The organism is Gemmatimonadota bacterium (assembly GCA_009841265.1).
In the GTDB taxonomy this organism is placed as follows: domain Bacteria; phylum JAAXHH01; class JAAXHH01; order JAAXHH01; family JAAXHH01; genus JAAXHH01.
In genome coordinates, this window is sequence record VXMB01000009.1 from 1,460,474 (window position 1) to 1,485,737 (window position 25,264).

Consider the following 25,264-nt stretch of genomic DNA (forward strand, 5'->3'; position numbering starts at 1 on the left):
TGCCTTACCCGGTCAATTCGATACCGATTCAAGCGATCCGACATACTTCATTTACCGGTTCGAACAGGAGGTTCTATCATGTCCAAGCAGGCCTTTCTGACCGCGCTGAGCGTCGTCGCATGCCTCTTCGTGGCCGCTGCATGCGCGGGACCGCCCACCGAGGCCATGGACGAAGCGGAGCGGGCAGTTACCGCCGCCATGGAAGCCGAGGTCGACAAGTACGCTCCGGCCGAATACGAAGCGGCAGCCGCCGAGCTCGAAATGGCCCGGACGCACATGGCCGCGGAGGAATACGGCGATGCGAAAACCGCTGCCGAAAACACCATTGCGCTCGTCGAATCGGCCAGCCAGGAATCCGTAGTACAGAAGGAGTTGACCAGACGCGAGGTCGATGAAGCCCTGCCCGCTTTCCTGGAACGCTGGGGGGAGATTTCGGGCAGCATCGAGCGGGGACGCGGCCAGGCCGCCCGTGCGCTCGCCCAGGAAGCCTCGGCATTTGCCGACTCGCTGACGGTGCAATTGAATGAACTGAATTCGGCCGAGAAATGGCATGATCTTAAAATGCTTCTCGAGTCAGCCAACATGACGGCCGACAGTTTCGCGGAACGGGCCGGCGGCTGAACCGGCGCATTGCCGAAGAATGCCAGGGAACAAGAAGCCGTCTGACGACGTGGTCAGGCGGCTTTTTTATTGTCCGCTTCACCGCCGGACCCGGAGGCCGTCCAAATCGTTATTGACAATTCCGGGGCGGGTACATAGAATCACACAGGTTTTTGAAGCGATTCCGTTATTCGGGAAGGATCGGGATACAGGAGCACGGCATGAGCTTGACGGAACTGTTGGACGAAAACGCTATCCTGGTCAACCTTAAGGCCACGCAGAAACAGGAAGTGATCGAGGAACTGGCCTCGGCACTGACCGCGTCCGGCCGTATCAGCGACAACCGGGAAGTGCTCCAGGCCGTCCTGGAACGCGAGAAAATCATGAGCACCGGGATCGGGAAGGGGGTCGCCATTCCCCACGGCAAGTGCAAAGCCGTCGACAGGCTGGTCGGGGTGCTCGGGATCAAGAAGGAGGGCGTCGATTTCCAGTCCCTCGACGAACAGCCGGTCTACCTCTTCTTCCTGCTCGTGTCCCCCCTGAACGTCTCCGGTCCCCATATCCGGGCGCTCGCCCATATTTCCCGCCTGCTTCGGCACGACAACCTGCGAAAACAGCTGATCGCCGCGGAAGACCCCCGCGACGCCCTCGCGCTCATCGCGGAAGAGGAAGAGAACATGTAGCGCGGTCTCCGTGCTACGGTACCGTCCGTACGTCCACGCAAAAGCATTCACGCAAAAGTAAAGGATGTAGCCGTGACGCCTGTGTCCAGGATCGATGGCCGGGAGACCGACGAGTTGCGTCCCGTCGATATCCGGCGCAACTACCTTCGGCACGCTGAAGGATCCGCGCTGATTTCCATGGGCGGCACGACCGTGCTTTGTTCGGCGAGCGTGGATGAGAGCGTCCCGCCTTTTCTGAAAGGGAGCGGCAGAGGCTGGGTCACGGCGGAATACGGCATGCTGCCGCGAAGCACGAACACGCGGGTGTCCCGCGACGGCCGGCGCGGCAGCGTCTCCGGTCGCACGCAGGAGATCCAGCGGCTTATCGGGCGGTCGCTCCGCGCCGTATTCGACCTGGACGGCCTGGGTGAACGGTCCATCCTCATCGATTGCGACGTCATCGAAGCCGACGGTGGAACCCGGACCGCGTCGATCACGGGCAGTTACGTGGCGCTTCGCGACGCGGTGTCCTGGCTTTCGCGGCGAGGGCTGATCGATCGCGACCCCGTCCGTGACGCGGTCGCCGCCATCAGCGTGGGCATCATCGGCGGCGTGTCCATGCTCGATCTGTGCTACGACGAAGACTCCACGGCGGACGTCGACATGAACCTCGTCATGACCGGCGACGGCGACCTGGTGGAAATCCAGGGCACCGCCGAGCGCCACCCCTTCTCAACGGACCAGTTGGCCGCCATGCTCGACCTCGGCAAACAGGGCGTAAACCGGTTGATCGACCTTCAGAAACAGGCGTTGGCCCGGGACTAGACCACGAACATGACCCTCGTCCTTGCCACGCGCAACCCGGGTAAGATCTCCGAGATCAAGGCTTTGCTCCCCGGCGTGCGGGTCGCGCCCGCCGCGTTTTTTACCGGCTGTCCCGAACCGGAAGAGACGGGAAGCACCTTCGAGGAGAACGCCCTCATCAAGGCACGGGCCGTCTCGTCGTACACCGGAAGAACCGCGCTGGCGGACGATTCAGGCCTGGAGGTGGACGCCCTGGACGGGGCGCCCGGCGTCCACTCGGCACGGTATGCCGGAACGGACGCCACCGACCTGGACAACATCCGGCGCTTGCTCGACGCCCTGGACGGGATTTCCGACGCCGAACGCACGGCCCGGTTTCGATGCGTTATGGCGGTCGTGGTTCCCGACGGACGCGCCTGGACCGCGGAAGGGGCCTGCGAGGGCCGGATCCTTCAGGCGCCGCGGGGCGCCGCGGGATTCGGCTACGATCCGCTGTTCGTGCCCGCGGGCTACGAAAACACCTTCGCCGAACTGGACGCAGGAGTGAAAAACCGGATCAGCCACCGGGCCCAGACGCTTCGACGGATCGCGGACGTTCTGAAGTCCCTTGCAGACCTTCCGGACTGAAGGCGCAGCCCGACGTTCGTGCATGAACCGGAAAGGCATGTCATGAATAAGTGGTCACCTGAAAAAGCCCACGCATGGTACCGTGACACCGGTGTGATCCGCGGCTGCAACTACCTGCCGCGCACGGCCGTGAACATGACCGAGATGTGGCAGGCGCCCACTTTCGACCCGGAAACCATCGACCAGGAACTGGGCTGGGCTGCCGCGGCGGGCTACAACAGCGTGCGGATCTTCGTGCAATACCTGGTCTGGGAGGACGACCCCGTAGGTCTGAAGGAGCGGATGGACCGCTTTCTGGCCATCGCGTCGCGGCACGGCGTAAGCGCTATGGTCATCCTCTTCTGCGATTGCTTCTTCGGGGGACGCGATCCCTACCTGGGACCCCAGGACGGCCCGGTGCCCGGCGTGCACAACAGCCAGTGGGTGCCGAGTCCGGGGTTCGAACGCCTGGCCGACCGGGACGCCTGGCCGGGGCTCGAGCGCTACGTGAAGGACATCGTCGGCAGCTTCGGTTCGGACCCGCGCGTGTTGGTATGGGACCTGTACAACGAACCGGACGACGACCTGCGGAGCCAGCCGCTCGTCGAGGACGCCTTCACCTGGGCGCGTTCCACCGACCCCATGCAGCCGCTCACCACGGGGCCGTGGACCTGGAACGCCTTCGAAGATGACCTCTCCGCATTGCTGTTCGAGCTGTCCGACGTCGTCACCTTCCACTACTACGGGGCTGCCGGAGACATCGGCCCCAGCCTCGCCCGGTGCAGTGCGCACGGCCGGCCCTTGATCTGCACCGAGTGGCTGCGGCGGCACCACGGCAATACCTTCGCGGACATGCTCCCTGTGTTCGCGGAAAACCGGATCGGCTGGTACAACTGGGGACTCGTGGCGGGGAGGACGCAGACCTACCTGGCCTGGGAGTCGAAGCAGGGCGATCCCACCCCGCCGGTCTGGCAGCACGACATGATGCATCCCGACGGCACCCCGCTCGACCCCGAGGAGCTGGACCTCATCCGCCGGTTCGAATTCAACGGGTGATTGCTCAGGCGGTTTCGTACCGCGGCCGGTTTACGTACCGGGCCATCTCCAGGTCCAGGTGGATCCGGGTGGCCGGCGGCAGCACCACGCGCAGACGCGAATCTTCGACCTGAAGCGACGGGTGGCTCACCGAGGCCTTCGGCGCGGCGTAGGCGCCCGTGGCGCCGGGGTACGGCGTGTCGGTCGCATCGTAAGAAGCACTGCGAAAGGCGTGCTCGGACAGGGCGCCGGCCTGCAGGATGACCCGCCTGGTTTCCGCGGGGTGCAGGTTGACCAGGTGCACGCCCACGCGGGACGGTTCGATCCGGTCCACGAGGGCGGCCGTGTCGGCCGGCAGCCCCGGTCGTTTGCGGTCGGCGTCATAGTAGCGCAGCCGCGCGTTGGGGATGCCGCCGTAGTAGATGACCTGGGGACATCCCATGGTGAGTTGCACGAGGGCCTCGGTGGTCACGGGCTGCAACTGCTGCCACAGATGAATGCCCGGCCCGGCTTCCAGGTCCGAATCATCTGCGCGGATCTGCGCCAGCCGATGGCAGACCAGGGCGTGGGCGGCCGCCAGCATCCGTTCAGGGTAGTCCGGATTCTCTCCCCGCAGGTAGAGCAGCCAGGGCTCGTCGTGATGCATGTCGCCCTTGTCCCTGAAGGGCACCACGGCCGACCAGTCGTAGCCGCTGCGCTCGCGCAGGAAATCCATGCGTGCCCGGTCCTCCTCGGCCTCCGACACGTTCCACACGTTCAGGGGATAGGTCACGGGCATGGGCTGGTAGTCCATCCAGCCCTGGTCGCCGTAGCGGTACGGCGTGAGGAAGGTCCGCCGGTCGGGACCGAGGCTGCGGTCGACGCCGATGTAGTGATCCCGTATGCTGATCTGGGACGCCATTTCGTCGAAATCCGCGTCGATCCCCGCCTCAAGCACGCGGTCGATCATGCCCCGCGGCAGGTCGAACCAGCCGGCGTCGCCGGTCAGCATATAGGCATTGTTGGCCGCGGTGATGGCGGCGAACCCCAGGTTGTAGAACCCGTGGGGCCACGTCCAGCCGTATAGGCCGCCGTACCATTTTCCGTTGTGCAGGGCTCCCACGCGCCCGTCCAGCCCCACGTTGTCCGGCATGAGCCCGCCGTTCTCCCTGGCTCGATCCAGCCAGGCACCGGTATACTCCAGCAGCCAGTCCCGGTACTTGTCGTCGCCGGTCATCAGATAGGCGTTCATGATGAGACCGTTGACGCTCAGGTTGTTCCCCACGTCGCCTTCGCGGAACCGCTCGGCCATGGCCCTGCCCATGGCCCGTGCCTTCGCCGGGTCCTGGAGTTCGTCCACGTGCGTGATCCCCGGGACGTCGCTCAGCGGCAGGCCGTAGACCCGCATGCCGGCGCCGGGATTGTACGTAAGCCCGCTGTCGTCCTCGCTCATCCCCCAGGCGGATCCGCCGCTGCCGTTGTGGGGCGCCCGGATGATGCGATGCACCGGATCGTAGTTCATCGCGTCGGGGAATTCGTTCAGGTAGAAGCCGGCGAACCGCCGGGCGCGGTCGTGTAGCTTGGGATTGACGGGGTCGGCAAGGCAGAGATGGTAGAAGTAGATATAGCTCTCGCTCTGGTGAAACTGGTCGTATCCCCGTTCATACTCCCGGTAGATCCGCCCGAAGCGGGTCAGCTGCCGGGTGATGGCGTCCCAGTGCCGGTCCGCCGCCTCCAGCAGATGGTCGCCGCCACCCAGGCTGTAGCATTGGGCGAAATTCGTGAAGGCTTCGTAGAAATCATCCATCCCGTCCCGGCTTCCGGACCAGGTATCCGCCCAGATCAGCGACCCGTCCGGACGGGTGTACTTCTCGATGTAGGGATGGACCGCTTCGTCTATCGTGTCGATGAGCTTGCGTTCGAGGATCGCCCACGGCGGCGTGATCTCGTAGTGGACGCTTGCCGTTACGGTGTGCATCGATAGTTCCGTTCGTTCAGTGGAGGAAACACCGGCCAGCCGGACCGCCAGGGCGATCGTTCGGCGACCGGATGGATCCCGCGCGATCGATCAGGGCGCGGCAGAATCCGCCGGCGCCGCAACGCCTACCTGCACGATGCGCGCCTGGTCCACACCGGCCGCGCCTACGTACTTGAAGACCATTCCGTCCAGTTCCCGGGGCATGTAATCCTGGTCGACGACAGACTGGCTGCCGGTCAGCAGCGCCGCGAACGGCGCCGCCTGGGATTCGTCGTCCGGGTCGGTGGGGAATGCGAACTCCACTCCTGGTATATTCGTATACACCACCTGGCCGGTCTCGTCGCTCACCCAGAATTCACTGATGGCGGACGCATCGGCGACCGAGGCCAGTGCGCCGTTAATCTCCTCCGTACTCATGCCCGCTTTTACCGCGGCCGCCACGAAGTGCGCCGTCAGCATGGCTTCGGCGGCCATGTGATCCGTCAGCAGGCCATCCACTTCCGTGCCGGACGTCGCGCCCGCATCCGAGGCCGTCGCCGCCTCTTCTACGGGTGAGGTATCTTCCGCGCAGCCGGGCACGAAGAGGGCGATGCAAAGGACCAGTGTCCAGGTCAGGGGAGATCGTCTCATTTTGAATTCGCTCCTTGCAAAGGTGGTTTATTTACAGGCGTCAAGACCGATGACCAGGTCCGACAGTTCCCTGAGATCGGAAACGACCAGGTCACACAAGGCGTCATCGGGATCTTCCGCCTCTCCCTTCCTGATGTAGACCGTCATCATCCCGGCGTTCCTGGCGCCGGCTATATCGTGCTCCATGCTGTCCCCCACGAAAACGGACTGGCCGGGCGCGGCGTTCAACCGGGACAGCGCTTGCTGAAATATGCGGGGATCCGGTTTGGCGATGCCCACTTCCCCGGAAATGAGCACCGCTTTGAAATACCTCGACGCTTCCAGGACTTCGATTTTGTCTCGCTGGGATTTAGAACCATTGGTGACCACGGCCATGGGGTGCTTTCTGGTCTGAAGGCATCTCAACAGCGACTCGGCTCCATCTGCCCAGCTGGTGTATGTTGCGAGCCTGCTGCGCATCAGCTCGACAAAGGACGTAGCCGGCATGACAGGACGCTCACCGAAAAGATAGTCGTGGATCGCGGCCTTGCTGCCCCGGCCTCCCCGATCGAGGCCACGCAGCATGTCCATGCGCTCGGACCAGCGGGTTCCTTCCGGCTTCAGGTCCGGGAAGTACGTGTCCAGCAGAAACGAAAAGAACCGGTCGCGCGCCCGGTCGCGGTCGGCCAGGGTGTCATCGAGATCGAACAGGACCGCGTTGCCTGCATTGAAAACCGAACCCGCCGGGCGCGCCATCCCTACCGGCCTTCCCGTCGCAGGCATTCTTCGACGGCCTCCCTCGCCTGCTCGGCCAACCCGCGCCGGTCCTTCGTCGTATAGCCTTCGGTCGCGATGGGCCTGCCGATGCGCACGGCGACCTGCGCGTCCGGCCGGATTCTCAAACTGCCGCGGACGAGGATGTCGAAGCTGCCGGAAATCCCCACGGGCACAACGGGCACGCCGGATTCTATGGCCAGCAGGAAAGCGCCGGCCTTGAAGGGCTGCAGTTCGCCGGTCCGCGTTCTCGTGCCTTCCGGGAAGACCACCGCTGGAAATCCTTCCCTGATCTGCCGTGCCGCCTTCTTGAGACTCCGCATGGCTTTCTTCGGATTGGTGCGGTTGATGCTGATGTAGCCGGCCAGCCGCATGCACCATCCCAGGACTGGTATGTGGAATAGGGAATCCTTGGCGATGATCCTGAACTGGATGGGCAGCGAACCGAACAGGATGGGTATGTCCGCCGCGCTCGCATGATTGGAGACCAGCACGCACGGCTGCTCTCCTGGGATATTGTCCAGCCCTTCGAGGCGGACCGGCACGCGGCCCACCCACAACAGAGTTCGCGCCCACCAGCGGGCGAACCAGTGGACCAGACGTCCCGATGGATTGAATGGGGACAGCAACATGGCCGACAGCCCGAACAACAGGGTGAAGACCAGCACGCTGATGATCTGCAGGATGGAATAGGCTGCGGTCACGCGGTCACCGGACTCGTGAGATTCGAATGAACGGGGGCGCCTTCCGGCTTTAAACCGGATTATAACCCAATCGCCAGAAAAAACCAGTGTCATTTGTCTGATGTCCAGGACAACCGAAGGGCCGCGCATCGCCTACGGAATGCGGCATGCGAGACTGATGATGTTCTTCCGACTATTGGGTTAGAGACCAGGCATGAAAGAACAAGCTGAAACAGGTAGTATGCTTCAAATCGCCGATTCGGATATCGCAGAAGCGCTCATCTGGCATCTGTGGCAGAAGGGACTGTCGCGGACGGGGCGGGCCGGTCGGACCGAGCGGGCCAGGCGGGCCGGAAGGCTCCGGCTCACCGACGGCCGGACACTCAGGGTCCATCATCCCGGCACCTTGAATCCCGACAGCGGCCCCGACTTCCTCCAGGCGGTCCTGTCCTTCGGACCCGGGAAGCGCCTCAGGGGAGACGTGGAAATCCATATCAAACCCGCCGACTGGCGGCGGCACGGCCATACGAGCGACCCGCTTTACAACAATGTCATGCTGCACGTCGTCCTGTGGCACGACGAGAAGCTTCCGGCCGTCAGGAAACAGAACGGGCAGTACGTCCCCACGCTGGTGTTATCCGAGCACCTCAGGCACGGCCTGGATCGGATACAAAAACAATACCGGTTAAAAACGGAGGACCCGGCCCCTGCCAGCTACCCCTGCCAGAACCTGATGAAACTGCTGTCGGTCGAGCGCGTTCACGCGATGCTGGATCGGAAGGGATCCGATCGGTTTCGGAAGAAGGCGGAGGAAATGTCCGGGAGGATGAAACAGGTTTCTGCGGAACAGACGCTCTATGAGTACGCCATGCGAGCCGCGGGTTACACGAAGAATACCGATGCCTGCCAGTCGCTTGCCCGACGCCTGCCCCTGGCGACGATCCGCGCCCTGATCGGCACAGGAGGCGGCCATCGCATCATCGATCTGCAGGCCTTGCTTTTCGGGGCAGCCGGGCTGCTGCCCTCACAGCGGCTCTCATACGGCGGCGAAATCCCGGACGACCCCTACGTCAGGGAAATAGAAACGCTCTGGGAAGCCTTCCGCCCGTCCATTCCCGCCCGTCCCATGCAGGAACATGACTGGTTGTTTTTCCGGCTGAGACCCTTTAACTTCCCCACGGTCCGGCTTGCCGCCATGAGTTATTTTATCGCGTCGGGCCTGCGGGATGGCCTGGACACGCTGATCGCCGGCCCGATGACCGCCGGAGCCGACCGGGGATCCGTCGCCTTGCTGAGGCAGACCGCGCGGAAGCTCGAGGAAATGATCCGGCCGCTGCCCGGCGACTACTGGCTGAAACACATGGTGTTCGGGGAGACCTCGCGAACGGCGCGTAAAGCGCTGATCGGCCGCGACCGCCAGCGGGGCATGATGGTCGACGTGGTTCTTCCATTCATCTATGCCCTGGCCGACCGGGACAGCCAGTCGGACCGGATGAACCTCGTCCGGGAAATGTACGCCGGATACGGCCGGCAGGCTAACAACAGCGTGATTCAGGCCATGTCGAACCTGCTTTTCATCGATACGCCTGAAAAAAAAGCCTCCATAGACCGGGCCGTCCTCCAGCAGGGCCTGTTGCAGATCGATCTCGAGACCTGCCGCAACAAGGACTGCGGCCAATGCGTGATGAGCGGATCGACGCACTTCACACGGAGTTGAAGTAACATGGCGAACCCGGAAGGCGTCGAATGCAGGACGGAATTCAAAGGCCATGAAATCAGGGCGTTCAGCACCTGGACCCAGGACGCCCGGCTGTACGTCGACGGAGTCTGCAGGGACCGCAGCATCCGCCGCGTGTCACTGCGGAAAACACGCATTTTAAGCACGAATCTGCGGATCGGCACCGACGAACACCGCGTGGAAGTGTTTGCCAAAGCGCTGTTGAGCGTTAGATTGCAGTTGCGAATTGACGGCAGGCAGGTAGCCGGTGAGGTTTTCTAGGTAACGACGGACGATCCGAGCTCGAAAACAAGCGGGAACAAGGGCTTGCGGGCAGGATATTTACAAGCGCGGGAGGAGAAGATGCCGGAGACGCAGTGGATGACTGTGAGGGAAACTGCGGACATGATGAAGAGGTTGCCCGACCAGGTGACGCAGATGTGCGAAGACGGCAAGCTGGAATACTACATGGAAGACGGCAGGTACTTCGTGTCCAGGGAATCCATCGACCTGTTCATGCATCCGCCGATCGACCAACCGGCGACGGTGAATCCTGATTCGAACGGTACACCGCGCCGTCAGTACGGCCGGGCGCCCCAAGATAACGAGCCATCACCGGAGTCTTCCTCCGAATTGCAAGCCGGAATCGGTCCGGACGAGGTGAACGCCGCTGACGGACCAGCGCCTGAAGACGACATGGAAGAAACGTCCGGACGGGGCGACGAAATCGTGGAAACGGCGGAAGGCGAGGATCCAACAGTATATTCGCAGCCGACGGACAAGCCGGCGGACACGGAAGAGCTTGCGGAAGCGGAGGTCGCGCAGCCTGCAGAAGACCTGGCGTACACGGACCACGAGGAAACGGTCGAAGATCTGGCGGAAGCGGCGGAAGACGCCCAGCCCGCGGACGACCCGTTGGTCACGAATCACGAGGAAACGGTCGAAGATCTGGCGGAAACGGCGGAAGACCTGGTAGAAACGGCGGAAGATGCGCAGCCCGCGGAAGCCGGGGAGGATCCCGGCGAACCTGATATGAGGGCGGCGGCGATACTCGCCGACCTGCGCGCCGCGCTCACCAGACATGCCCGGGAACACAAGGCCTTTTGCGATGAGATCGCAGCCCTGGCGGATGCCCTTGAAAGCACGCTTTCGCACGACGGCGACAAGACGAGCGAACTGACCCGGGAGATCTCGAGTCTCCTGGCGCGGTACACCCGGAGGTAGCGGCCGCTTTAGCCGCAGGGAATGTCCAGGTTTTCGAGGGCTTCCCGCAGCGCTTCCCGGTGCGCCTCGTCCCGCCTGAGGGGATTGTCGGGCAGCACGTAGTCCGTGGGGTACCAGCCGCGCATCTTCTTCACCATGGCCGCGCTGTGCTTATAGGCCGGCACGGGCGGCTGGAACGCGACCCGTCCCAGGAACTCCATCCGGTTCCCCAGGTCGTGGTACCGCGCAAGTTCGCCGTCCCGCAAGGCATCCCCAAGCGCTCTGAACTTGTCGGGCATGAAGGTCGCGATACCCAGCAGCGCGTCGCTTCCGTTGAAGATCATGGAGGCAAAATCGTAGTCGTTCCCCGTGTACAGCTTCTTTCCGATTCGATGGACCTTCCGCAGCAGCACCCATTCCATGGACGGATCCAGGGACGAGTGTTTTGCGCCCGCCCACTTGTCCCCGGCCAGGATCTCGATCAGTGCGTCATCCGGGAACATCCAGCCGTTCGGCGCGAAGACCGGGCTTAGTTCGAATGCCTTCAGGACGCCGCGGGAGGCTTCGGCCAGCCCCTCGTAGACGCGGACCACCGTGGCGGCGTCCGCGTCTTTCAAACGCTCGGTCTGGAATACGATCGGACTCGCGCCGTAACGGTTCTCCAGCTGCTCTATCTTGGCCTGGTACGCACGGATGATGTCCTCGATCCCGTCTCCCCGGATCTCGTCCTCTACGTAGACACCCGCCGTAAAAGCCCGCCCGTTCATGACTTCCCGCGTCGTTTCCAACCCCCTGACCTGATCCTCCAGCGTGCAGTGGTTGATCTGGTAGGTATCCATGAGCACCGCGGGTTCTATCCCGTATCCCGCGGTTCTTTCCAGGTCCCGGGCGAAGACTTCGAAGTCGATTTCACCCGCTTCGCTCACGGGTACGGACAACGCCGCGATGATATGAGGCGCGCGGCCGAGCCCCCTGGGCGTATTCAGTGATGCTTCCATTGATGCTTCTCCTCCATTAAACCGGATACGCGAAACCGGATACGCGGATTCCGCCGTCATCTGTGTTTCTCCACGCCGACCCGTTCACAGTAGGGCGACAGGCGGCAGCGGCTGCAGAAGGGCGATACGGGTTTGCACAGGTTCTGGCCATACATGACGAGCAGGTCATTATACCGGATCCAGTATTCGGAAGGCAACTTCTCTCTCAAGGCCCATTCCGACTGGTCCGGATTCCGGGTGGCGATATACCCCCAGCGGTTGGAGATGCGGTGCACGTGGGTGTCGACGCAAATGCCCGGCTTTCCGTAACCGATCGTGACCACGAGGTTCGCGGTCTTCCTGCCCACGCCGGGGAGCGTGACCAGCGTGTCGATCTCGTCCGGCACGATACCCCGATACTCCTCCACGAGGATCCGGCAGATCTGCAGGATGTTGCGCGCCTTCGTGGCATGGAACCCCACGGGATAGATGGCGCGGTCCACGGTCTCCTCGGGCAGGGACCGCATGGCCGCGGGTGTGTCGGCCAACCCGAAGAGCCGCTCGCAGGCCGCCGCGGTCGTCTCGTCCTTCGTCCGGAGGCTGAGCACGGTGCCGATCAGTATGCGGAACGGATCGCGCCGGGTCTGCTCCGCCACCAACGTCAACGCCGTTTCGGTCCACCCGGAAGTCTCGTCTTCAAGGATGGAGATCACCTGGTGAATATCCCGGTCTTTCATTCCGCGGACTCCCCTTCGCCGGATGGCGCGTCCCAGGGGGTAAAGAGGTTTTGTTCGATGCCGAGCAGGTTCAGCACACGTCCTGCTATGAAGTCGGCCAGGTCGTCGAAACTGGAAGGCTTCTGGTAGAACGCCGGCATGGCCGGCACGATGCGGGCGCCCGCCTCTGCGGCGGCGAGCAGGTTGCGCAGGTGGATGACGTTCAGCGGAGTTTCCCGGGGTACCAGCACGAGGGGTCTGGCCTCCTTGAGCGTGACGTCCGCGGCCCTTTCGATCAGGGAGGAAGAGGTGCCATGGGCGATGGCGGACAGCGTCTTCATCGAGCACGGTATGACGACCATACCGTCGGTGCGCACCGATCCGCTTGCGATCGACGCCGCCAGGTCCCCGATCTTGAATTCCGTGAGCGTGCCCTCCCTCACCTGGTCGCCGTAGAGGCCGGCCAGTCCGTCCTGCAGGTCGCCGCCGGTTCCCAGGCCAGTTTCCTCCCGGAGTACGTACCGGCCGAAGCCGGACAGCACGACGCTGACCCGATGGCCGTCGGACAACAAAGCGCGCAGGAGCCGGAGCGCGTACAGGCCGCCGCTGGCGCCGGTGACGGCGACGATGACATGTTTCATGACCGCTTGTCCCCCCAGTAGACCGTGGCTACCCCCAGCGTAAGGTCACGCCAGCCGGTGTCCACGAAACCCGCGTCCTCCATAAGCGTTCGGAAACGCTCCCGTTCAGGAAACGCTTCCACCGAAACCTGAAGGTACCGGTAAGCGTCCGCGTCTCCCGAGATCAGGCCGCCGATCCAGGGAATGGCATGCGCGGCGTAGAGCCGGTACAGCTGGCGAATCACCGGATAACGGGGAACGGAAAGCTCCAGCACCACCAGCCTGCCCCCGGGCTTCAACACGCGCCGGATGCAACGCAGACCTGCGGCGCGGTCGGTGAAGTTGCGCACGCCGAACGCCACCATCGCGCCGTCGAAGATCCCGGACCGCAGGGGTAGGGCTTCGGCGCTTCCCCCGATGAATCGGATGGCCCGCCGCTCGGGATGCGCCGACTTCTTCCGGCCGATACGCATCATCCCCATCGCCGCGTCCACCCCCACGATCAACCGCGGTTTCCGCCGGCCCTTCATCGCTTCCAGCGCCAGGTCGCCCGTGCCGATGCCCACGTCGAGCAGCAGGTCTTCCGCGGACGCGTTCAGCGCGCGGACCGCGGCCCTGCGCCACCGGACATCGCCATATCCGCTCAGCAGGCGGTTGAGCAGGTCGTACCGGTGCCCGATGCGATCGAACATGCACCGGATGTGCCGGGACTTTTCGTCTGCGGTACTCATATCGGCCACAGGATATCGCCCAGCAGGAAAACGAAATAGACGACACTGACCAGGCCATTCGTGTTGAAGAAGGCGACATCGATCTTCGAAAGGTCGTCCGGCTTGACGAGCGTGTGTTCGTAAACCAGCATCCCGGTTGCCAGTACGGTGCCGCACAGATAAAGCGCGTGCAGATCGAAAACCTGATGGACGGCCAGCAGGAACACGACCGTGACCGCGTGGAGCAGGCGGGCCGCCATCAAAGCCGGCCGGATCCCGAAGCGGCGGGGTATCGAGTGGACGCCCTGCGCGACGTCGAATTCGTAGTCCTGGCAGGCGTATATTATATCAAAGCCCGCCACCCAGGTCAACACGGCCGCCGCCAGCCAGAGCGGCGCGGGATCGAAGGCGCCGGTCACGGCAATCCACGCGCCTACCGGAGCGATGGCGAGGGCAAGGCCCAGGACCAGGTGAGTGGCCCAGGTGAAGCGCTTGAAATAGGAGTACGACAGGATCACCAGCAGGGCGATCGGCGACAGCTTGAGGCACAGTTCGTTGAGCTGGTAGGCGGAAAAGACGAACAGAGCGCAGCACGCGCCCACGATAAGGGCGACGGCGCGGGGCGCGATCCGTCCCTTCGGCAACGCCCGGTCCCACGTGCGGGGGTTCTTCCCGTCCATCACGCGATCGGCGAGCCGGTTGAATCCCATGGCCGCGCTCCGGGCGGACACCATGGCGATGACGATCCACACCAGTTGCAGCCCTTCGATCCCATGACTCCGGGTGGCCAGGACCACGCCGGCCATGGCGAAGGGCAGCGCAAAAACGCTGTGGGAAAGCTTGATCATCCTGCCGAATACGACCACGGATCCGATCGCGGACAGGGGCGATGGCGACTTCTGATTCATAACGTGCAACCTGGGTATAGCGTGCAACCTGCGTATGACGTGCAAGCTACGTGATGAATGAACCGCGTTCGACCCGGCGTTTATCTCTCGCGCGGAACCAGTAGGTCACCCCCTCCACCAGGCCGTCCGCGTCGGGATAGATCTCCGATCCAGCCGGCAGGGAATCCAGGAACAGGCGTCCGTACGCCGTACCGACGACGCGCTGGTCCAGTATGGTGACGACGCCGTAGTCCCGGGTGGAACGGATGAGCCGGCCGAAGCCCTGCCTGAACTTGATGACCGCCTCCGGTACCTGGTATTCGAAAAAACTGTTGCGCCCCGCGTCTTCCAGGCGTTCCACCTGCGCCTGGACCAGCGGTTCGGTCGGCACCGCGAAGGGCAGCTTGACCAGAATGACCATCTCCAGCGACTTTCCCGGCACATCGACCCCTTCCCAGAAGCTGTCGGTGCCCAGCAGAACGGCGGTATCGGACCTGCGGAAACGATCCAGCAGCGCCGAGCGCGGTCCGGACGTGCCCTGCGCCAGCACGGCCACTCCGTGTTCCGCCAGGTCCGGTTCGATGTCCTGGAAGGTCCGGTTCAACTGGGTGTACGAAGTGAACAGGACCAGGGTGCTCCGCATAGTGGAAACGACCAGGTCCAGGATGAGCCGGCTGACCGAGTCTTGAAAAGCATCGGATCTGGGCGTCGGAAAGGCGGCAGGCACGCAGACCAGCACCTGGTCCGCGTAATCGAAGGGCGAACCGATGCCCCGCACCTGGAGCCGCCGGGGATCGATCCGGTCGAGCCCCAGCCGTTCGAGCTGATAGTCGAAACGGTCTCCGACCGTCAGCGTGGCCGATGTGAGCACGGCCGTACGCAAAGGGCGGAAAAGGTCGTCGTGCAGCCGGTCCGCCACCCGGAGCGGCGCGGCGGTCAGGACGCACGACAGGGGTTGGGACCTGGCGGCTTCAACCCAGTAGACGCGCTCTCCCTCGTTCGCCTCCGTCAGTACGAAAAGTGCCTCTTCCATTGCCGTGCAGAAGTCCATGGCGGCCACGATGGCGTTCCCCCGTGATTCCCGGTCGTCCAGCCACGAATCGTGGACCTGGTCCAGCGTCGCGTGGAGCATGCCGAGGGACTCGCGCAGGCCGGCGAGACCCTCGATGAGCACCCGCGCCGATGACCTCAGGATACGGGCATACTCGTCTTCGGCCCGGTACCTCAGTTTGGTCCGACGGACCGATCCATCGTCCGACTGGCCGAACGCTTCGTCGCTGGCGATGCGGAAGAAGTCCTCGATCCGGCGGTTCACCTCCGTGATCCGGTCGATGGCCATGCGGGTGCCCGCCTCCAGCGGAGACTTCCAATCCAGGTTGTCCGCCGCTTTTTTGGCCAGTCTATCCAGCCCTGCAAGCACACCGGTCCCGCCCCATTCGGGCGCATGCATTCTGCCCAGTACGCGGCGCATGCGCCAGCCTCCCACTTCCAGGGTCAGGTGCTGCACGGCGGCGCGCTCCAGGTTGTGGGCCTCGTCGATGATGAGATGGTCGTACCGGGACAGCACGGCATGGTCGGACTGGAGATCGGCAAAAAGCAAAGCGTGGTTGATGATCACCACGTGGGAAGCCATGGCCGCCCTTCGGACACGGTTGACGAAACACGCTTCCTTGAACACGCACCGGGGGCAGGCGGTCCCCTCGCCGTTGATTTTCTCCCACAGGCCGGCTCCGGCGCCCCGGTTGAATCCCGCGTGCTCCGAGATGTCCCCCGTCTGCGTTTCCCGCGCCCACACGGCCAGGGGGATCGCGGCTTCCCGTTCCTCCGCGGTCAGATGGTCCGCGGGCTGCCGCGTGACCTGCCGCCACCGGTCCAGGCACAGGTAGTTGGACCGGCCCTTGAGCAGCGTGGCACGGAAGGGCAGCCCCAGATTCTCCAGCAGGAAGGGCAGGTCCTTGTAGAACAGTTGTTCCTGCAGGTTCCTCGTGTTGGTGGATACGATGACCCGCTGATCGTTTCGCACCGCCCACATCAGGGCCGGCGTCAGGTAGGAAAGTGATTTCCCCGTGCCCGTACCCGCTTCCACCAGCAATACCTCGCCATCGTTGAACGCGCCGGCGACGCTGCGGACCATGGATACCTGCTGCGGCCGTTGCTCGTAACCTTCCATGCTGCTTTCGAACAGCCCGCCGGTCTCAAACATGCGGGCCAGCTCCTCCGTGTCCATCGGATCGAGATCACCGTCCGCTTCGGCCGTGTCGCACGAGCCGTCGCCGATCGTGGGCGGACCGAGCACGGTATGGGCGATCGGCGGTCTTTCCCTCGAGCGGGCCGAACGGTCTACGCGGGACGCAGCATCACCGCGACCGGCAATCCGGGCCGTCATCCGGGCAAGGAGGCGCTCCAGCCCGGTTCCGGTGCCCTCCGCAAAAAGGATTAGCGTCTCCATGGTGTCGGGATCCTGGGACGCCAGCAATTCCACCAGTACCCGGCACAGCACCGCCGTCTTAAGCGCGCCATCGGCTTCGGTCCCCGTCTCCACCGGTTCCGGGTCGACGTATCGTTCGACCGTTGCGCGTTCGTAGTCCCTCAGTCCGGGCAGCAGGATCCGGGCGAGCAGACGAACGTCCAGCACAACGGCGTCGGTGCCGGCCGCGATCCGCCAGAGACGCTCGGTCAGGTAGTATTCCGGTCCATAGGCGGCGAGCAGGGATCCGGAGGCGTGCGCAGCGACCAGGCTCCCGATCACTTCTATATCCAGACCGGTGCGTACCTCCGGTTTTTCATCGTGCCCGAGGAGCGCTACCGTATAGGTCTCGTCCGGTGGCGAGGACAGGTCATCCGGTTGGATCGCCAGAATGGTAAACGGGAGGGAGAACTCGCTGGCAGGGATGTTGTTGGGCGTTGGTGCAGACATGAATCCGCGCAGTTCGGTGGAAGGTCATGTTCAACGAAAGGAACGGGCAATGGAAGATAGGCGGCTGGGAGGGATTTGTCAAAGCAACGGGCCGCCAGGAAGCTGGGTCGCTTCAACTTTCCGGAATGACGAAGAAGCCGAAGGAATCCAGGGAGGCCGAACCGAATACGCCGATCCCGCCGTCGAGATTGAAAACCGGTCTTTCGAAGGTATCGCCCGCCAGGCTGCCGAAGCCGAAGGCGTTCTGTCCGGAGGCCTCCACGCTTCTGAGGAAATCGAACAGGTTCCGGTCCAGCGCGTACACTTCGACTTTGTGTTCTCCGGACGAGCCGATGGCGAACCAGGGCAGCAGCAACCGGCCGTCCCGTGCTTCCAGGGGAGGAGAACCACCGTCTTCGGAACCGGGTTCCAGGACGATCACCTGGTAGGCTTCCACGTCGAGCGGATCGAAACGGACCTCGATCAGGCCCTCCTGATAGGGGATCCTGTTCCCTTCGGCGGAATCGGGATCCAGACGGCGGATAACCTCCATGGACGGCTCTTCGAGGACCGCGATCTCATTGATGACCAGGGGATCCGGTGTGCTCGTGACCCCGCGGACTTCCTCTCCAAGCGCCCGCACGCGAAGCCGGTATTCGGTGTTGGGGCGTACCCTCGGCGCGCCGGGCGGCGGGAGGTAACGGCCCAGGTGACCGACACTCGCGTACCTGTACTCCGCAAGTCCTTGTATGACGGTGACTTCGGCATCATTCACCGAGGTGGCTTCCCGGGTCGACACCGCATTGGCCGTGCGGGTCCGGGTGACGATGATCTCAGGCAGCACGTGATCGACATACAGCACGGCGTCCACGACGATCGTTTCGCGCTCGTCCGGACCGAAGAGCGTTGCCGGATCCCGCTCCCCCGAACAACCCGGATGGGCGGCGATTCCGGCGAGCAGGACGGCCGTCAGGACGGCCGTGATGCAGCGGGACAGCGTGGTCGTTTTACTCATGGTCAGAAGTTGTAGTTCAGCCCGACGGTGGGCACGATGGGCAGCATCTTCACGACTTCAGCGGTAGTCACCTCTTCGTCTTCCGTATCATACTGGACAAACCACTCGTTGCGATGGTTGTACGCGTTGAACACCTGCAGATACCACTGAAAGTCCCGGTCGAACAGGCGGAAGTCCTGCTTGACGCTCAGGTCCATTCTGTGGTACGGCAGCAGCCGCGAGGTGTTGCGGTCCGCGGGCAGGAAGTAGTCCTCCCGTATGCCGGTCCGGGCCGTTTCCCGCAATTCGTATCGGGCGGAGGCGGGTGTGAAGGCCTGGCCGGTAGCGAAGATCACATTGCCGCCGAATGACCAGCGGCCGGCCCGGTAGTTGGCCGAGACCACAAGATCGTGGCGGCGGTCGTATTTCGGAGGATACCATTTGCCCTGGTTCACTTCCGGGAACTGCCTTCGCGTCCACCCGAGCGTGTAGCCGATCCATCCGGTCAACCTGCCCGACATGCGCTCCACGAACGCCTCCACGCCCGTGGCATAGCCTTTTCCACCGGTGATGAACACATCCTCCGACCGGGTTTCGTCGCCGCCCACCGCCCGCGTGTTGTCCACGACCACCAGGTTGCCCAGCCGCTGATAGTAGGACTCGAGCGAGAGCCGGTAACTCGGCGCCGGATCCCAGCTTGCCCCGATAACGTAGTGCCACGCCTGTCCGGGGGACACGCTACCGTCGAGCGGCACCCAGAAATCACCGCCGCTGAAGCCTTCCGTCGTGATGAGCTGCAGATACTGGTGGTACCTCCCGCCGCCGGCCTTCAGGCGCAGTCCTTCGGACAGCCGGTGGCTGATGGACAGGCGAGGTTCCAGGTCTATCGTTTCGCGTTCACTGTAATAGTTCGCGCGCAACCCGAGGCGTACCGAGGTGGAAGCCCGGACCTGCCACTGATCCTGGGCATATGCCGAGATCACATAGGGTTTCAGCCTGAGGTCGAGCTGGTCATCCTGGTTGAAGCTTCTGATGAAACTGAACCGATATGCCGAAGCGCGGAAACCTCCCTTCAGCGCGTGCGCCCCATCGGCGACGTAGTCCAGGTCGCCCTTGACGCTGATGTCTCGAATGCTGTTCCTGAACAGGATCTCCGTGCCGTCGAAATTCGCCGAAAGCCGGCTCGTGTAGTCACTGCCGGCTACCATGAAATTGCCGAAGAGCGTCGGCGAGAACAGGTGCGTCCATTTGCCCGTGACCGCCGAGTTGCCCCAGCGAACGTTGAAGAGGTCGTCCTCGCTGGTTTCGAGGTTGAGATCGTCCCGGCCGAAGTATCCGCTCAGGACCAGATTGTCGGAGTAGGACAGATTCTGGTTGATTTTCGCGTTTACATCATAGAAATAGTATCCCGGGATATCCTCCACGCGCGACCGGATATAGGCCAGGATCGGTTCCAGGTACGTACGCCGTCCCGAGACCATGAACGAGCCGCTCGCAATGGGGCCTTCGATCATAGTGCGCATCGAGATGAGGCTGATCCCGCCCGATCCGCCGAGTTTGTTTCGGTTGCCGTCGCGGTTGGTCACGTCGAGGACCGCGCCGAGGTTGCCGCCGTAACTGGCGGGATAAGCGCTCTTGTGCAGGCGCATGTCCTTGATGGCTTCCGGGTTGAAGATGGAAAAGAAACCGAATGCGTGCGAAGGGTTGTAGAGGGGGATCTGGTCGAGCAGTATCTGGGTCTGGTCGGGGCCGCCTCCCCGTATGTACAGGCCGCTGCTGATGTCCGAGGAGGCCTGGATGCCCGGGAGGAGCTGAAGGCTGCGCAACAGATCGGTTTCCCCGATGGCGGGCAACTCCTTTAGCACCGCGGCCTGGAGGGCGACGAAACCGGGCTGGGCAAGCCGCTCGTCCCGGTATCTTTCCGCCTCTACGACGGCTTCTTCGCCGATCAGAACGGTCGGTTCGAGTTCCACGTCCCGCTGGAGAAAGGCTTCGGGACCGAGACTCACCGTGTCCCGGTACGTCTCGTATCCGATGTAGGACACGACGAGTTCGTAGGAACCCCCGGGAATCCCGGTAATCGCGTAGAAGCCGTTATCGTTGCTCAGGGCGCCGAGGGACGTGCCACTCAGGAACACGTTGGCGGCAAGCAGGTACTCGCCACTGTCGCGGTCTGTGATGAATCCGCTTATCGTGGCGGCTTGCGCCGAGGCGGGGATCAACAGCAGGGAAAACAGTACTGCGTAGCACTTCATAGATGCCGATCGGACCTGCACCAGGTTCGTCGATTCGAATTCACCACGTAACCGGACCAGCCATGCCCCGGGACGCATTCAAAAGAAACCTAAGCCATCTTCGTCTCGAAGTCAACGAGGGGAAGGGCTTCGAGGTCTACGCGGCCCGGAGCGGCGGCCAGTTGCTGTGCCGGTACAACGCTGCGACCGGCCATCTGCCCCGGGACGAGTCGCCCAAACCCTGTTTTCATCCGGTTTACACCCCTTCCGGCGGTTTGATCAGTGAATACCGCCCCGAGGACCACACCTGGCATCTGGGGTTGTATTTCGGCTGGGTACACGTAAACGATACGAATTTCTGGGGCGGTTCATGGTACCTTCCGGAGCACGGCGAGTACGTTCCCATTCCCGGCAGCCACGGCGTGCAGCGTCACGATGAGTTCACTGAGGTTTCCGACCTCGAATCCGGCGTCGCCGTCGGCGAGCGCCTCACCTGGCTGGACCGCAACGATCGCCCGGTAATCCGGGAGGCGCGGCGGTTCGATTTCCTGGAGACCGCGGCGGTCAGCAAGGCTGACCAGGCTGGCCAGGCTGACCGCTGCCTCTGGCTCATCGACTCGGTGATTACCCCCGTCGAGGAAGAAGTCACCCTGGGCGCGTCGCGCGCCGCCCGTTACAGCGGGCTGGTCCTGCGCATGGGACCGCCCTTCGCCGATGCGCACCATACCAGCGGCAGCGGCCTCAGCGGTCACGAAGCCATCATGAGAACGCGGGACAGATGGGTCGCCGCCGCGGGCGCCCAGGGCGGCATGGTGGTCATGATGGACCATCCGCGGAACCTTCGCCACCCGGTGCAGTGGTTTACCCGGCGCAATCTCCTGGGCACCGGGCCGCTCATGGAAGAAGACCTTACGATCCCCGCATCGGACAGCCTCCATCTCCGTTACGGATTCCTGGTGCTTGACGAGGTAGCCGGCGAAGGAGAAATCGAAGACCTGTACCGGTACTACGTGTCCGCATCCGACGAGCGATCCCCGACGTAACGTCCGTGCGCGCCTGTCGTCCGGCGTCGGACCGGCGGCCAAATGTGCGCGTGCCGTTCATTCTTGCTTGACATGCGGCCGGTACCGGCCGCATGTTCGGAGCATCATGAACAGAGATTCGCTTGTAAAAGAAGTGGCATCCGATTTGCAGGTATCCAGGCACAAGGTAAGAGTCGTGCTGAACGGATTCCTGTCGGAGGTTACCGAGGCGATGCACCAGGACGAACGGGTGAATCTGCACCGATTCGGCGCCTTCAGCGTGAAGGTCAGGAAAGCACGCACGGCCCGTGACCTGAATACCAACGTGGAATTGCGCCTGAGCGACCGTCAAATCCCCCACTTCTTGCCCTTCGATACGTTAAAGGACATCGTCGCGCAGCAGTCTCCCGTTTCCGAGGAGCAAACCGGGCCGGTGGCCGCCGGGCCGGCAAAACAACAGGTCGAAGAGACGCCCAGAGAACGGTCCGACGATATCTCGGCCATGATGACCAGGGCTGAAGTCCTCGCGAACAAAGGCAAAATCGAACAGGCGATCCAGCAGTACAGGCGTATACTCGAACGGAAACCTGGACACGCCACCGCGACGGGCAGCCTGGGCAGGATGTTCTTTCGCCTCGGCGCTCAGGAAACCGCCCTCCAGCACTATAACCGCGCGCTCGGAAACGATCCCGGCCACCTGGACACGCTGTTGGACCGGGCGGAGTTGTTCGTGGAGATGGGACAATACGAGGATGCCAGGACCGACCTGCTTCGCGTCCTGGAGTACGACCCATATGCCTACCGGGCCTGCTACCTGCTCGGCGTGCTCTACATCACGATCGGTACCTACGACGACGCGATCAGGGTGCTCTCCCGTGCCCTGGACGTGGACCGGACGAAGGCCGAGGTACATCTCCAGTTGGGCAAGGCGTACTGTCACGTGGAGAAGCACACGGAAGCGATCGAGCACTTTGAAGCCCTGCTTCGCCATGACCCGCGCAACGGGCAGGCGTATCGGTATCTCGGCACGATCTACGACAAAAGCAAGCAGGCCGACAAGGCGCTCGAGATGTACCGAAAATCCAACGAAATTGGCCTGGTCTGATTTTCGATACCGCGAAAGGGCTTTGGTCAGGCTGAATTGTTGAAGATTACAAACCAAAATATGTATACGGGTTTAATTAATGGGCAGGAAAGGGAAGGATCAGGAGGGTCTGTAACCGGATGAACACCGTCAAGAAAGTGCATTCGGTCGAGGGACGGACAAAACCGGCTGCGCGCGGCGCAGGCGAAGACCGGCGCGAGGAAGAACGCGGGTTGATGGAACGGGCCAAAGCGGGTGATGGCTCGGCCTTCGACGAAATGACGAAGCGTTACAGCGAGAAGGCCTATTCCGTGGCATACCAGATGCTCGCGAGTCACGATGACGCGCGCGACCTCGTCCAGGACGCGTTCCTCGAAGTATTCAGGACGCGGGAGCGGTTCAACACGCAGTACAGGTTTTCGACCTGGCTGTACCGCATATTGATCAATAAGTGCATCAACTTCCGCAAGCGGGAAGCCCGCCGCCGCATGTTCTCCTTTACGGATTACGGCTCGCGGAACGGCGGCGCCGGTCAACAGTTTCTGGTCTCCAATCTGGCCTCTTCCGAGAAGAACCCGCATGAGGTCCTGGAAAGCGATGAATTGAAGCGGTCGATCATGGCCGCGCTGGATACCCTGTCGGAGCGGCACAGGACCGTTGTCGTGCTGTTCGACCTGGAAGGCCTTTCCCACAGGCAGATCGCGGAAATCCTCCAGTGTCCCGAGGGTACGGTGATGTCCCGGCTGCATCACGGACGGCTCAAGTTGAAGCGCGTGTTGTCCAAGCGCCTGGCCGGACACCTTGATCTATAGGAACGCTCCATGAACTGCAACCAGATAAAGAAGCGGCTTACCCGATACCTGGAGCGCATGTGCAGCAACGAGGAAGTTGCCGAGATTGCGCGCCATATCGAATCTTGCCCCGATTGCGCCCGGGAATTGCGCGGATTGCAGTCCGTCCGCGGCATGTTGCGCTGCTGCCGCGCGGAGAAACCCGCGCGTGTTGCGGTTGCGGAAGTCCAGACCGCGGTGCTCGAGCGCACGACGCATGCCCATATGGTGCCGGGCATGAAGGGAAGGGACGCGCCTGTTCGCGAGCAGCCCGGCCGGTTCGTCGCAGCGGCGGCCGTGCTGTTGCTGGTTGCGGGAGGACTTATCTGGCAGTCGATCCAGCCGGTCGAGCCTCCGTCCGTCCAGCGCACGCTTTCGGATGACGATATGTTCTTCATCCTGCAGGAACACGCCCTGATCGAGGACCAGAGCGTGTTTACCAGCGGTACCCTGGGTTCTGTCATGGTCAACTACAAGGAATAGGTGGTACGAGATGCGGTTACGGCCTGTATTCCTTTGTTTCGTCACGACGGCGTGTATCGCGATGATCGCGCCGGCCCGCGGCGTCGATCCGGACATCACCTTTCAAAAGATCATGGAAGCCCCGGACCGGGTGAGCTACCGCGCCACCCTGACGAAACAGCGGTTCAGCGCGGACGGGGATACCGCCCGTTACGTCCAGATCATTACCCATCAGCGTCCTGACCGGGACCGCATCGACATCCCCGATGCCGAAGGCCGGATCCGCGAGATCATCATCCGCGTCGACCATGACATATACCGGCGTACCGCCTCGGGGGATTCGCTAGTCTACTCGCATCGCCGCCAATCGAACTCGAACGTACTCGACATGAACCTGGAGTTCAGCAGTCTCGACCTGCTCCAGACCAACTACGAACTCGTGATCACCGGCGCCGATCGGCTTCTCGACCGTCCGGTGGCCGTCCTGGCCTTCAAGCCCCGTCATCCCGGCAGGATGACCATGACGGCCTGGATCGACGAGGAGACGGGCCTGGTGATGCGTACGGAAGAAAGGAACGAGGCGGGCGTGCTGGTCGAGGAAGTCTTCCTGACGGAATTCGAGCAGGACCCGCGGATTTCAACTGACCTCTTCGATACGGAAGAATGGAAGGGCAAGTCCGTCGAAATCAACCAGGTCATTGCCTGCGGATCCATCAGCGAAGTGCAGAAAGAAGCGGATTTCAAGTTGAACGCCCCGGTCTACGTTCCACCGGGCTTCATCCTGCAGCAACGCCGCGTCATGCAGCACCACGGCCAGCCGCTCGTGCATTTCATGTACAGCGACGGCCTCTCGCGCATCTCGCTCTTCCAGCGGATCGCATCCTCTGAAGCGTCGCACCGGTCTCCCAGGGGCGCGCCCGAATTGCATGGCGACGTGCGTGTCTGGGAACGAGGCCCCTATTCCATACTTCGGCGCCACTACGACGGAAAGCTCTTCACCCTGATCGGCGACGTGGCTGTAAGCGAATCCGTCGAACTGCTCACTTCGCTCTGCACGATCAATCCCGCGGTCACCGCATCTCCAGTTCCCACAGGATACACCTCTTGGATCGGTGCGGGCGCAGGCCTCCTCGTGGTCGGCCTGTGGATCCTCTGGCGTCGCCGCATGTGACGGGTGTTGGC

25 protein-coding genes are annotated in these 25,264 nt (G+C 62.9%); 13 read left to right on the forward strand and 12 right to left on the reverse strand.

The window, feature by feature from the left end:
- Positions 1-78 precede the first annotated feature (78 nt).
- From F4X08_11155 to F4X08_11175, 5 genes are all read left to right on the forward strand, one after another.
- Entirely contained in the window at positions 79-621 is a 543-nt protein-coding gene (locus tag F4X08_11155; GenBank protein ID MYD26357.1) for a DUF4398 domain-containing protein, read from the forward strand.
- 200 nt (positions 622-821) lie between these two features.
- Positions 822-1,283 carry a PTS sugar transporter subunit IIA gene (locus tag F4X08_11160; GenBank protein MYD26358.1) on the forward strand — a complete coding sequence of 154 codons (462 nt, stop codon included), beginning with the start codon at positions 822-824 and terminating at the stop codon, positions 1,281-1,283.
- A gap of 81 nt (positions 1,284-1,364) precedes the next feature.
- Complete coding sequence (rph, locus tag F4X08_11165; protein MYD26359.1) at positions 1,365-2,087, forward strand: ribonuclease PH; 723 nt, start codon at positions 1,365-1,367, stop codon at positions 2,085-2,087.
- 9 nt (positions 2,088-2,096) lie between these two features.
- Positions 2,097-2,693: an XTP/dITP diphosphatase gene (locus tag F4X08_11170; GenBank protein MYD26360.1), complete on the forward strand. Its 597-nt coding sequence runs from the start codon at positions 2,097-2,099 to the stop codon at positions 2,691-2,693.
- Positions 2,694-2,735: 42 nt separating this feature from the next.
- Positions 2,736-3,728, forward strand: a complete 993-nt coding sequence (locus F4X08_11175; GenBank protein ID MYD26361.1) for a glycoside hydrolase family 5 protein — start codon at positions 2,736-2,738, stop codon at positions 3,726-3,728.
- Between the two features lie 4 nt (positions 3,729-3,732).
- On the opposite strand, the gene F4X08_11180 is transcribed toward F4X08_11175, so the two are convergent.
- The 4 genes from F4X08_11180 to F4X08_11195 all read right to left on the reverse strand — a co-directional run bounded on the left by F4X08_11180 (position 3,733) and on the right by F4X08_11195 (position 7,880).
- Positions 3,733-5,664, reverse strand: a complete 1,932-nt coding sequence (locus F4X08_11180) for a hypothetical protein (protein ID MYD26362.1) — start codon at positions 5,662-5,664, stop codon at positions 3,733-3,735.
- Between the two features lie 90 nt (positions 5,665-5,754).
- Entirely contained in the window at positions 5,755-6,294 is a 540-nt protein-coding gene (locus tag F4X08_11185) for a hypothetical protein (protein MYD26363.1), read from the reverse strand.
- 27 nt (positions 6,295-6,321) lie between these two features.
- Entirely contained in the window at positions 6,322-7,056 is a 735-nt protein-coding gene (locus F4X08_11190) for an HAD family hydrolase (protein ID MYD26364.1), read from the reverse strand.
- Entirely contained in the window at positions 7,032-7,880 is an 849-nt protein-coding gene (locus F4X08_11195) for a 1-acyl-sn-glycerol-3-phosphate acyltransferase (GenBank protein ID MYD26365.1), read from the reverse strand. The genes F4X08_11190 and F4X08_11195 overlap by 25 nt, the downstream gene beginning before the upstream one ends.
- Positions 7,881-7,944: 64 nt before the next feature.
- Here F4X08_11195 and F4X08_11200 point away from each other — a divergent pair, with 64 nt between their 5' ends.
- The 3 genes from F4X08_11200 (at position 7,945) to F4X08_11210 (ending at position 10,671) form a co-directional block, all read left to right on the forward strand.
- The gene (locus F4X08_11200; GenBank protein MYD26366.1) at positions 7,945-9,447 is read left to right on the forward strand and encodes a DUF2851 family protein; all 1,503 of its coding nucleotides are present in this window, start codon (positions 7,945-7,947) and stop codon (positions 9,445-9,447) included.
- A 6-nt stretch (positions 9,448-9,453) separates the two neighbouring features.
- Positions 9,454-9,729 (forward strand): hypothetical protein, encoded by a 276-nt coding sequence (locus F4X08_11205; GenBank protein ID MYD26367.1) that lies wholly within the window; start codon positions 9,454-9,456, stop codon positions 9,727-9,729.
- Between the two features lie 123 nt (positions 9,730-9,852).
- Complete coding sequence (locus F4X08_11210) at positions 9,853-10,671, forward strand: hypothetical protein (protein MYD26368.1); 819 nt, start codon at positions 9,853-9,855, stop codon at positions 10,669-10,671.
- A gap of 8 nt (positions 10,672-10,679) precedes the next feature.
- Here the strand turns inward: F4X08_11210 and F4X08_11215 are convergent, their stop codons facing one another.
- The 8 genes from F4X08_11215 to F4X08_11250 form a co-directional block, all read right to left on the reverse strand.
- Positions 10,680-11,708: a DUF993 family protein gene (locus F4X08_11215; GenBank protein ID MYD26369.1), complete on the reverse strand. Its 1,029-nt coding sequence runs from the start codon at positions 11,706-11,708 to the stop codon at positions 10,680-10,682.
- Positions 11,705-12,364: an endonuclease III gene (locus F4X08_11220; protein MYD26370.1), complete on the reverse strand. Its 660-nt coding sequence runs from the start codon at positions 12,362-12,364 to the stop codon at positions 11,705-11,707. The genes F4X08_11215 and F4X08_11220 overlap by 4 nt, the downstream gene beginning before the upstream one ends.
- Complete coding sequence (locus tag F4X08_11225; protein MYD26371.1) at positions 12,361-12,984, reverse strand: UbiX family flavin prenyltransferase; 624 nt, start codon at positions 12,982-12,984, stop codon at positions 12,361-12,363. The genes F4X08_11220 and F4X08_11225 overlap by 4 nt, the downstream gene beginning before the upstream one ends.
- The gene (locus F4X08_11230) at positions 12,981-13,694 is read right to left on the reverse strand and encodes a ubiquinone/menaquinone biosynthesis methyltransferase (GenBank protein ID MYD26372.1); all 714 of its coding nucleotides are present in this window, start codon (positions 13,692-13,694) and stop codon (positions 12,981-12,983) included. Before F4X08_11230 ends, F4X08_11225 begins: the two co-directional genes overlap by 4 nt.
- Positions 13,691-14,581, reverse strand: a complete 891-nt coding sequence (locus F4X08_11235) for a 4-hydroxybenzoate octaprenyltransferase (protein ID MYD26373.1) — start codon at positions 14,579-14,581, stop codon at positions 13,691-13,693. The genes F4X08_11230 and F4X08_11235 overlap by 4 nt, the downstream gene beginning before the upstream one ends.
- Before the next feature lie 46 nt (positions 14,582-14,627).
- Positions 14,628-17,477 carry a hypothetical protein gene (locus F4X08_11240; GenBank protein MYD26374.1) on the reverse strand — a complete coding sequence of 950 codons (2,850 nt, stop codon included), beginning with the start codon at positions 17,475-17,477 and terminating at the stop codon, positions 14,628-14,630.
- 112 nt (positions 17,478-17,589) lie between these two features.
- Positions 17,590-18,471 (reverse strand): DUF4249 family protein, encoded by an 882-nt coding sequence (locus tag F4X08_11245; GenBank protein ID MYD26375.1) that lies wholly within the window; start codon positions 18,469-18,471, stop codon positions 17,590-17,592.
- A 2-nt stretch (positions 18,472-18,473) separates the two neighbouring features.
- Positions 18,474-20,783, reverse strand: coding sequence for a TonB-dependent receptor (locus F4X08_11250; protein ID MYD26376.1), 2,310 nt, complete (start codon positions 20,781-20,783; stop codon positions 18,474-18,476).
- Here F4X08_11250 and F4X08_11255 point away from each other — a divergent pair.
- The 5 genes from F4X08_11255 (at position 20,708) to F4X08_11275 (ending at position 25,253) form a co-directional block, all read left to right on the forward strand.
- The gene (locus F4X08_11255; protein MYD26377.1) at positions 20,708-21,727 is read left to right on the forward strand and encodes a hypothetical protein; all 1,020 of its coding nucleotides are present in this window, start codon (positions 20,708-20,710) and stop codon (positions 21,725-21,727) included. The genes F4X08_11250 and F4X08_11255 overlap by 76 nt on opposite strands.
- A gap of 106 nt (positions 21,728-21,833) precedes the next feature.
- Positions 21,834-22,811: a tetratricopeptide repeat protein gene (locus F4X08_11260; GenBank protein ID MYD26378.1), complete on the forward strand. Its 978-nt coding sequence runs from the start codon at positions 21,834-21,836 to the stop codon at positions 22,809-22,811.
- A gap of 119 nt (positions 22,812-22,930) precedes the next feature.
- A complete protein-coding gene (locus F4X08_11265) occupies positions 22,931-23,602 on the forward strand; it encodes a sigma-70 family RNA polymerase sigma factor (protein ID MYD26379.1) in 672 nt (223 codons plus the stop codon).
- 9 nt (positions 23,603-23,611) lie between these two features.
- Positions 23,612-24,103: a zf-HC2 domain-containing protein gene (locus F4X08_11270; protein MYD26380.1), complete on the forward strand. Its 492-nt coding sequence runs from the start codon at positions 23,612-23,614 to the stop codon at positions 24,101-24,103.
- 10 nt (positions 24,104-24,113) lie between these two features.
- A complete protein-coding gene (locus tag F4X08_11275; protein ID MYD26381.1) occupies positions 24,114-25,253 on the forward strand; it encodes a hypothetical protein in 1,140 nt (379 codons plus the stop codon).
- The last annotated feature ends 11 nt before the right edge of the window (positions 25,254-25,264 follow it).

What these genes read in the sequence shown, in the direction of transcription:
- F4X08_11155 (MYD26357.1), top strand. Translation starts at nt 79, where the DNA reads ATGTCCAAGCAGGCCTTTCTGACCGCGCTGAGCGTCGTCGCATGCCTC.
- F4X08_11160 (MYD26358.1), top strand. Translation starts at nt 822, where the DNA reads ATGAGCTTGACGGAACTGTTGGACGAAAACGCTATCCTGGTCAACCTT.
- F4X08_11170 (MYD26360.1), top strand. Translation starts at nt 2,097, where the DNA reads ATGACCCTCGTCCTTGCCACGCGCAACCCGGGTAAGATCTCCGAGATC.
- F4X08_11175 (MYD26361.1), top strand. Translation starts at nt 2,736, where the DNA reads ATGAATAAGTGGTCACCTGAAAAAGCCCACGCATGGTACCGTGACACC.
- F4X08_11180 (MYD26362.1), bottom strand. Translation starts at nt 5,664, where the DNA reads ATGCACACCGTAACGGCAAGCGTCCACTACGAGATCACGCCGCCGTGG.
- F4X08_11185 (MYD26363.1), bottom strand. Translation starts at nt 6,294, where the DNA reads ATGAGACGATCTCCCCTGACCTGGACACTGGTCCTTTGCATCGCCCTC.
- F4X08_11190 (MYD26364.1), bottom strand. Translation starts at nt 7,056, where the DNA reads ATGCCTGCGACGGGAAGGCCGGTAGGGATGGCGCGCCCGGCGGGTTCG.
- F4X08_11195 (MYD26365.1), bottom strand. Translation starts at nt 7,880, where the DNA reads ATGCGCGGCCCTTCGGTTGTCCTGGACATCAGACAAATGACACTGGTT.
- F4X08_11200 (MYD26366.1), top strand. Translation starts at nt 7,945, where the DNA reads ATGAAAGAACAAGCTGAAACAGGTAGTATGCTTCAAATCGCCGATTCG.
- F4X08_11205 (MYD26367.1), top strand. Translation starts at nt 9,454, where the DNA reads ATGGCGAACCCGGAAGGCGTCGAATGCAGGACGGAATTCAAAGGCCAT.
- F4X08_11210 (MYD26368.1), top strand. Translation starts at nt 9,853, where the DNA reads ATGATGAAGAGGTTGCCCGACCAGGTGACGCAGATGTGCGAAGACGGC.
- F4X08_11215 (MYD26369.1), bottom strand. Translation starts at nt 11,708, where the DNA reads ATGACGGCGGAATCCGCGTATCCGGTTTCGCGTATCCGGTTTAATGGA.
- F4X08_11220 (MYD26370.1), bottom strand. Translation starts at nt 12,364, where the DNA reads ATGAAAGACCGGGATATTCACCAGGTGATCTCCATCCTTGAAGACGAG.
- F4X08_11225 (MYD26371.1), bottom strand. Translation starts at nt 12,984, where the DNA reads ATGAAACATGTCATCGTCGCCGTCACCGGCGCCAGCGGCGGCCTGTAC.
- F4X08_11230 (MYD26372.1), bottom strand. Translation starts at nt 13,694, where the DNA reads ATGAGTACCGCAGACGAAAAGTCCCGGCACATCCGGTGCATGTTCGAT.
- F4X08_11235 (MYD26373.1), bottom strand. Translation starts at nt 14,581, where the DNA reads ATGAATCAGAAGTCGCCATCGCCCCTGTCCGCGATCGGATCCGTGGTC.
- F4X08_11240 (MYD26374.1), bottom strand. Translation starts at nt 17,477, where the DNA reads ATGTCTGCACCAACGCCCAACAACATCCCTGCCAGCGAGTTCTCCCTC.
- F4X08_11245 (MYD26375.1), bottom strand. Translation starts at nt 18,471, where the DNA reads ATGAGTAAAACGACCACGCTGTCCCGCTGCATCACGGCCGTCCTGACG.
- F4X08_11255 (MYD26377.1), top strand. Translation starts at nt 20,708, where the DNA reads ATGCCGATCGGACCTGCACCAGGTTCGTCGATTCGAATTCACCACGTA.
- F4X08_11250 (MYD26376.1), bottom strand. Translation starts at nt 20,783, where the DNA reads ATGCGTCCCGGGGCATGGCTGGTCCGGTTACGTGGTGAATTCGAATCG.
- F4X08_11260 (MYD26378.1), top strand. Translation starts at nt 21,834, where the DNA reads ATGAACAGAGATTCGCTTGTAAAAGAAGTGGCATCCGATTTGCAGGTA.
- F4X08_11265 (MYD26379.1), top strand. Translation starts at nt 22,931, where the DNA reads ATGAACACCGTCAAGAAAGTGCATTCGGTCGAGGGACGGACAAAACCG.
- F4X08_11270 (MYD26380.1), top strand. Translation starts at nt 23,612, where the DNA reads ATGAACTGCAACCAGATAAAGAAGCGGCTTACCCGATACCTGGAGCGC.
- F4X08_11275 (MYD26381.1), top strand. Translation starts at nt 24,114, where the DNA reads ATGCGGTTACGGCCTGTATTCCTTTGTTTCGTCACGACGGCGTGTATC.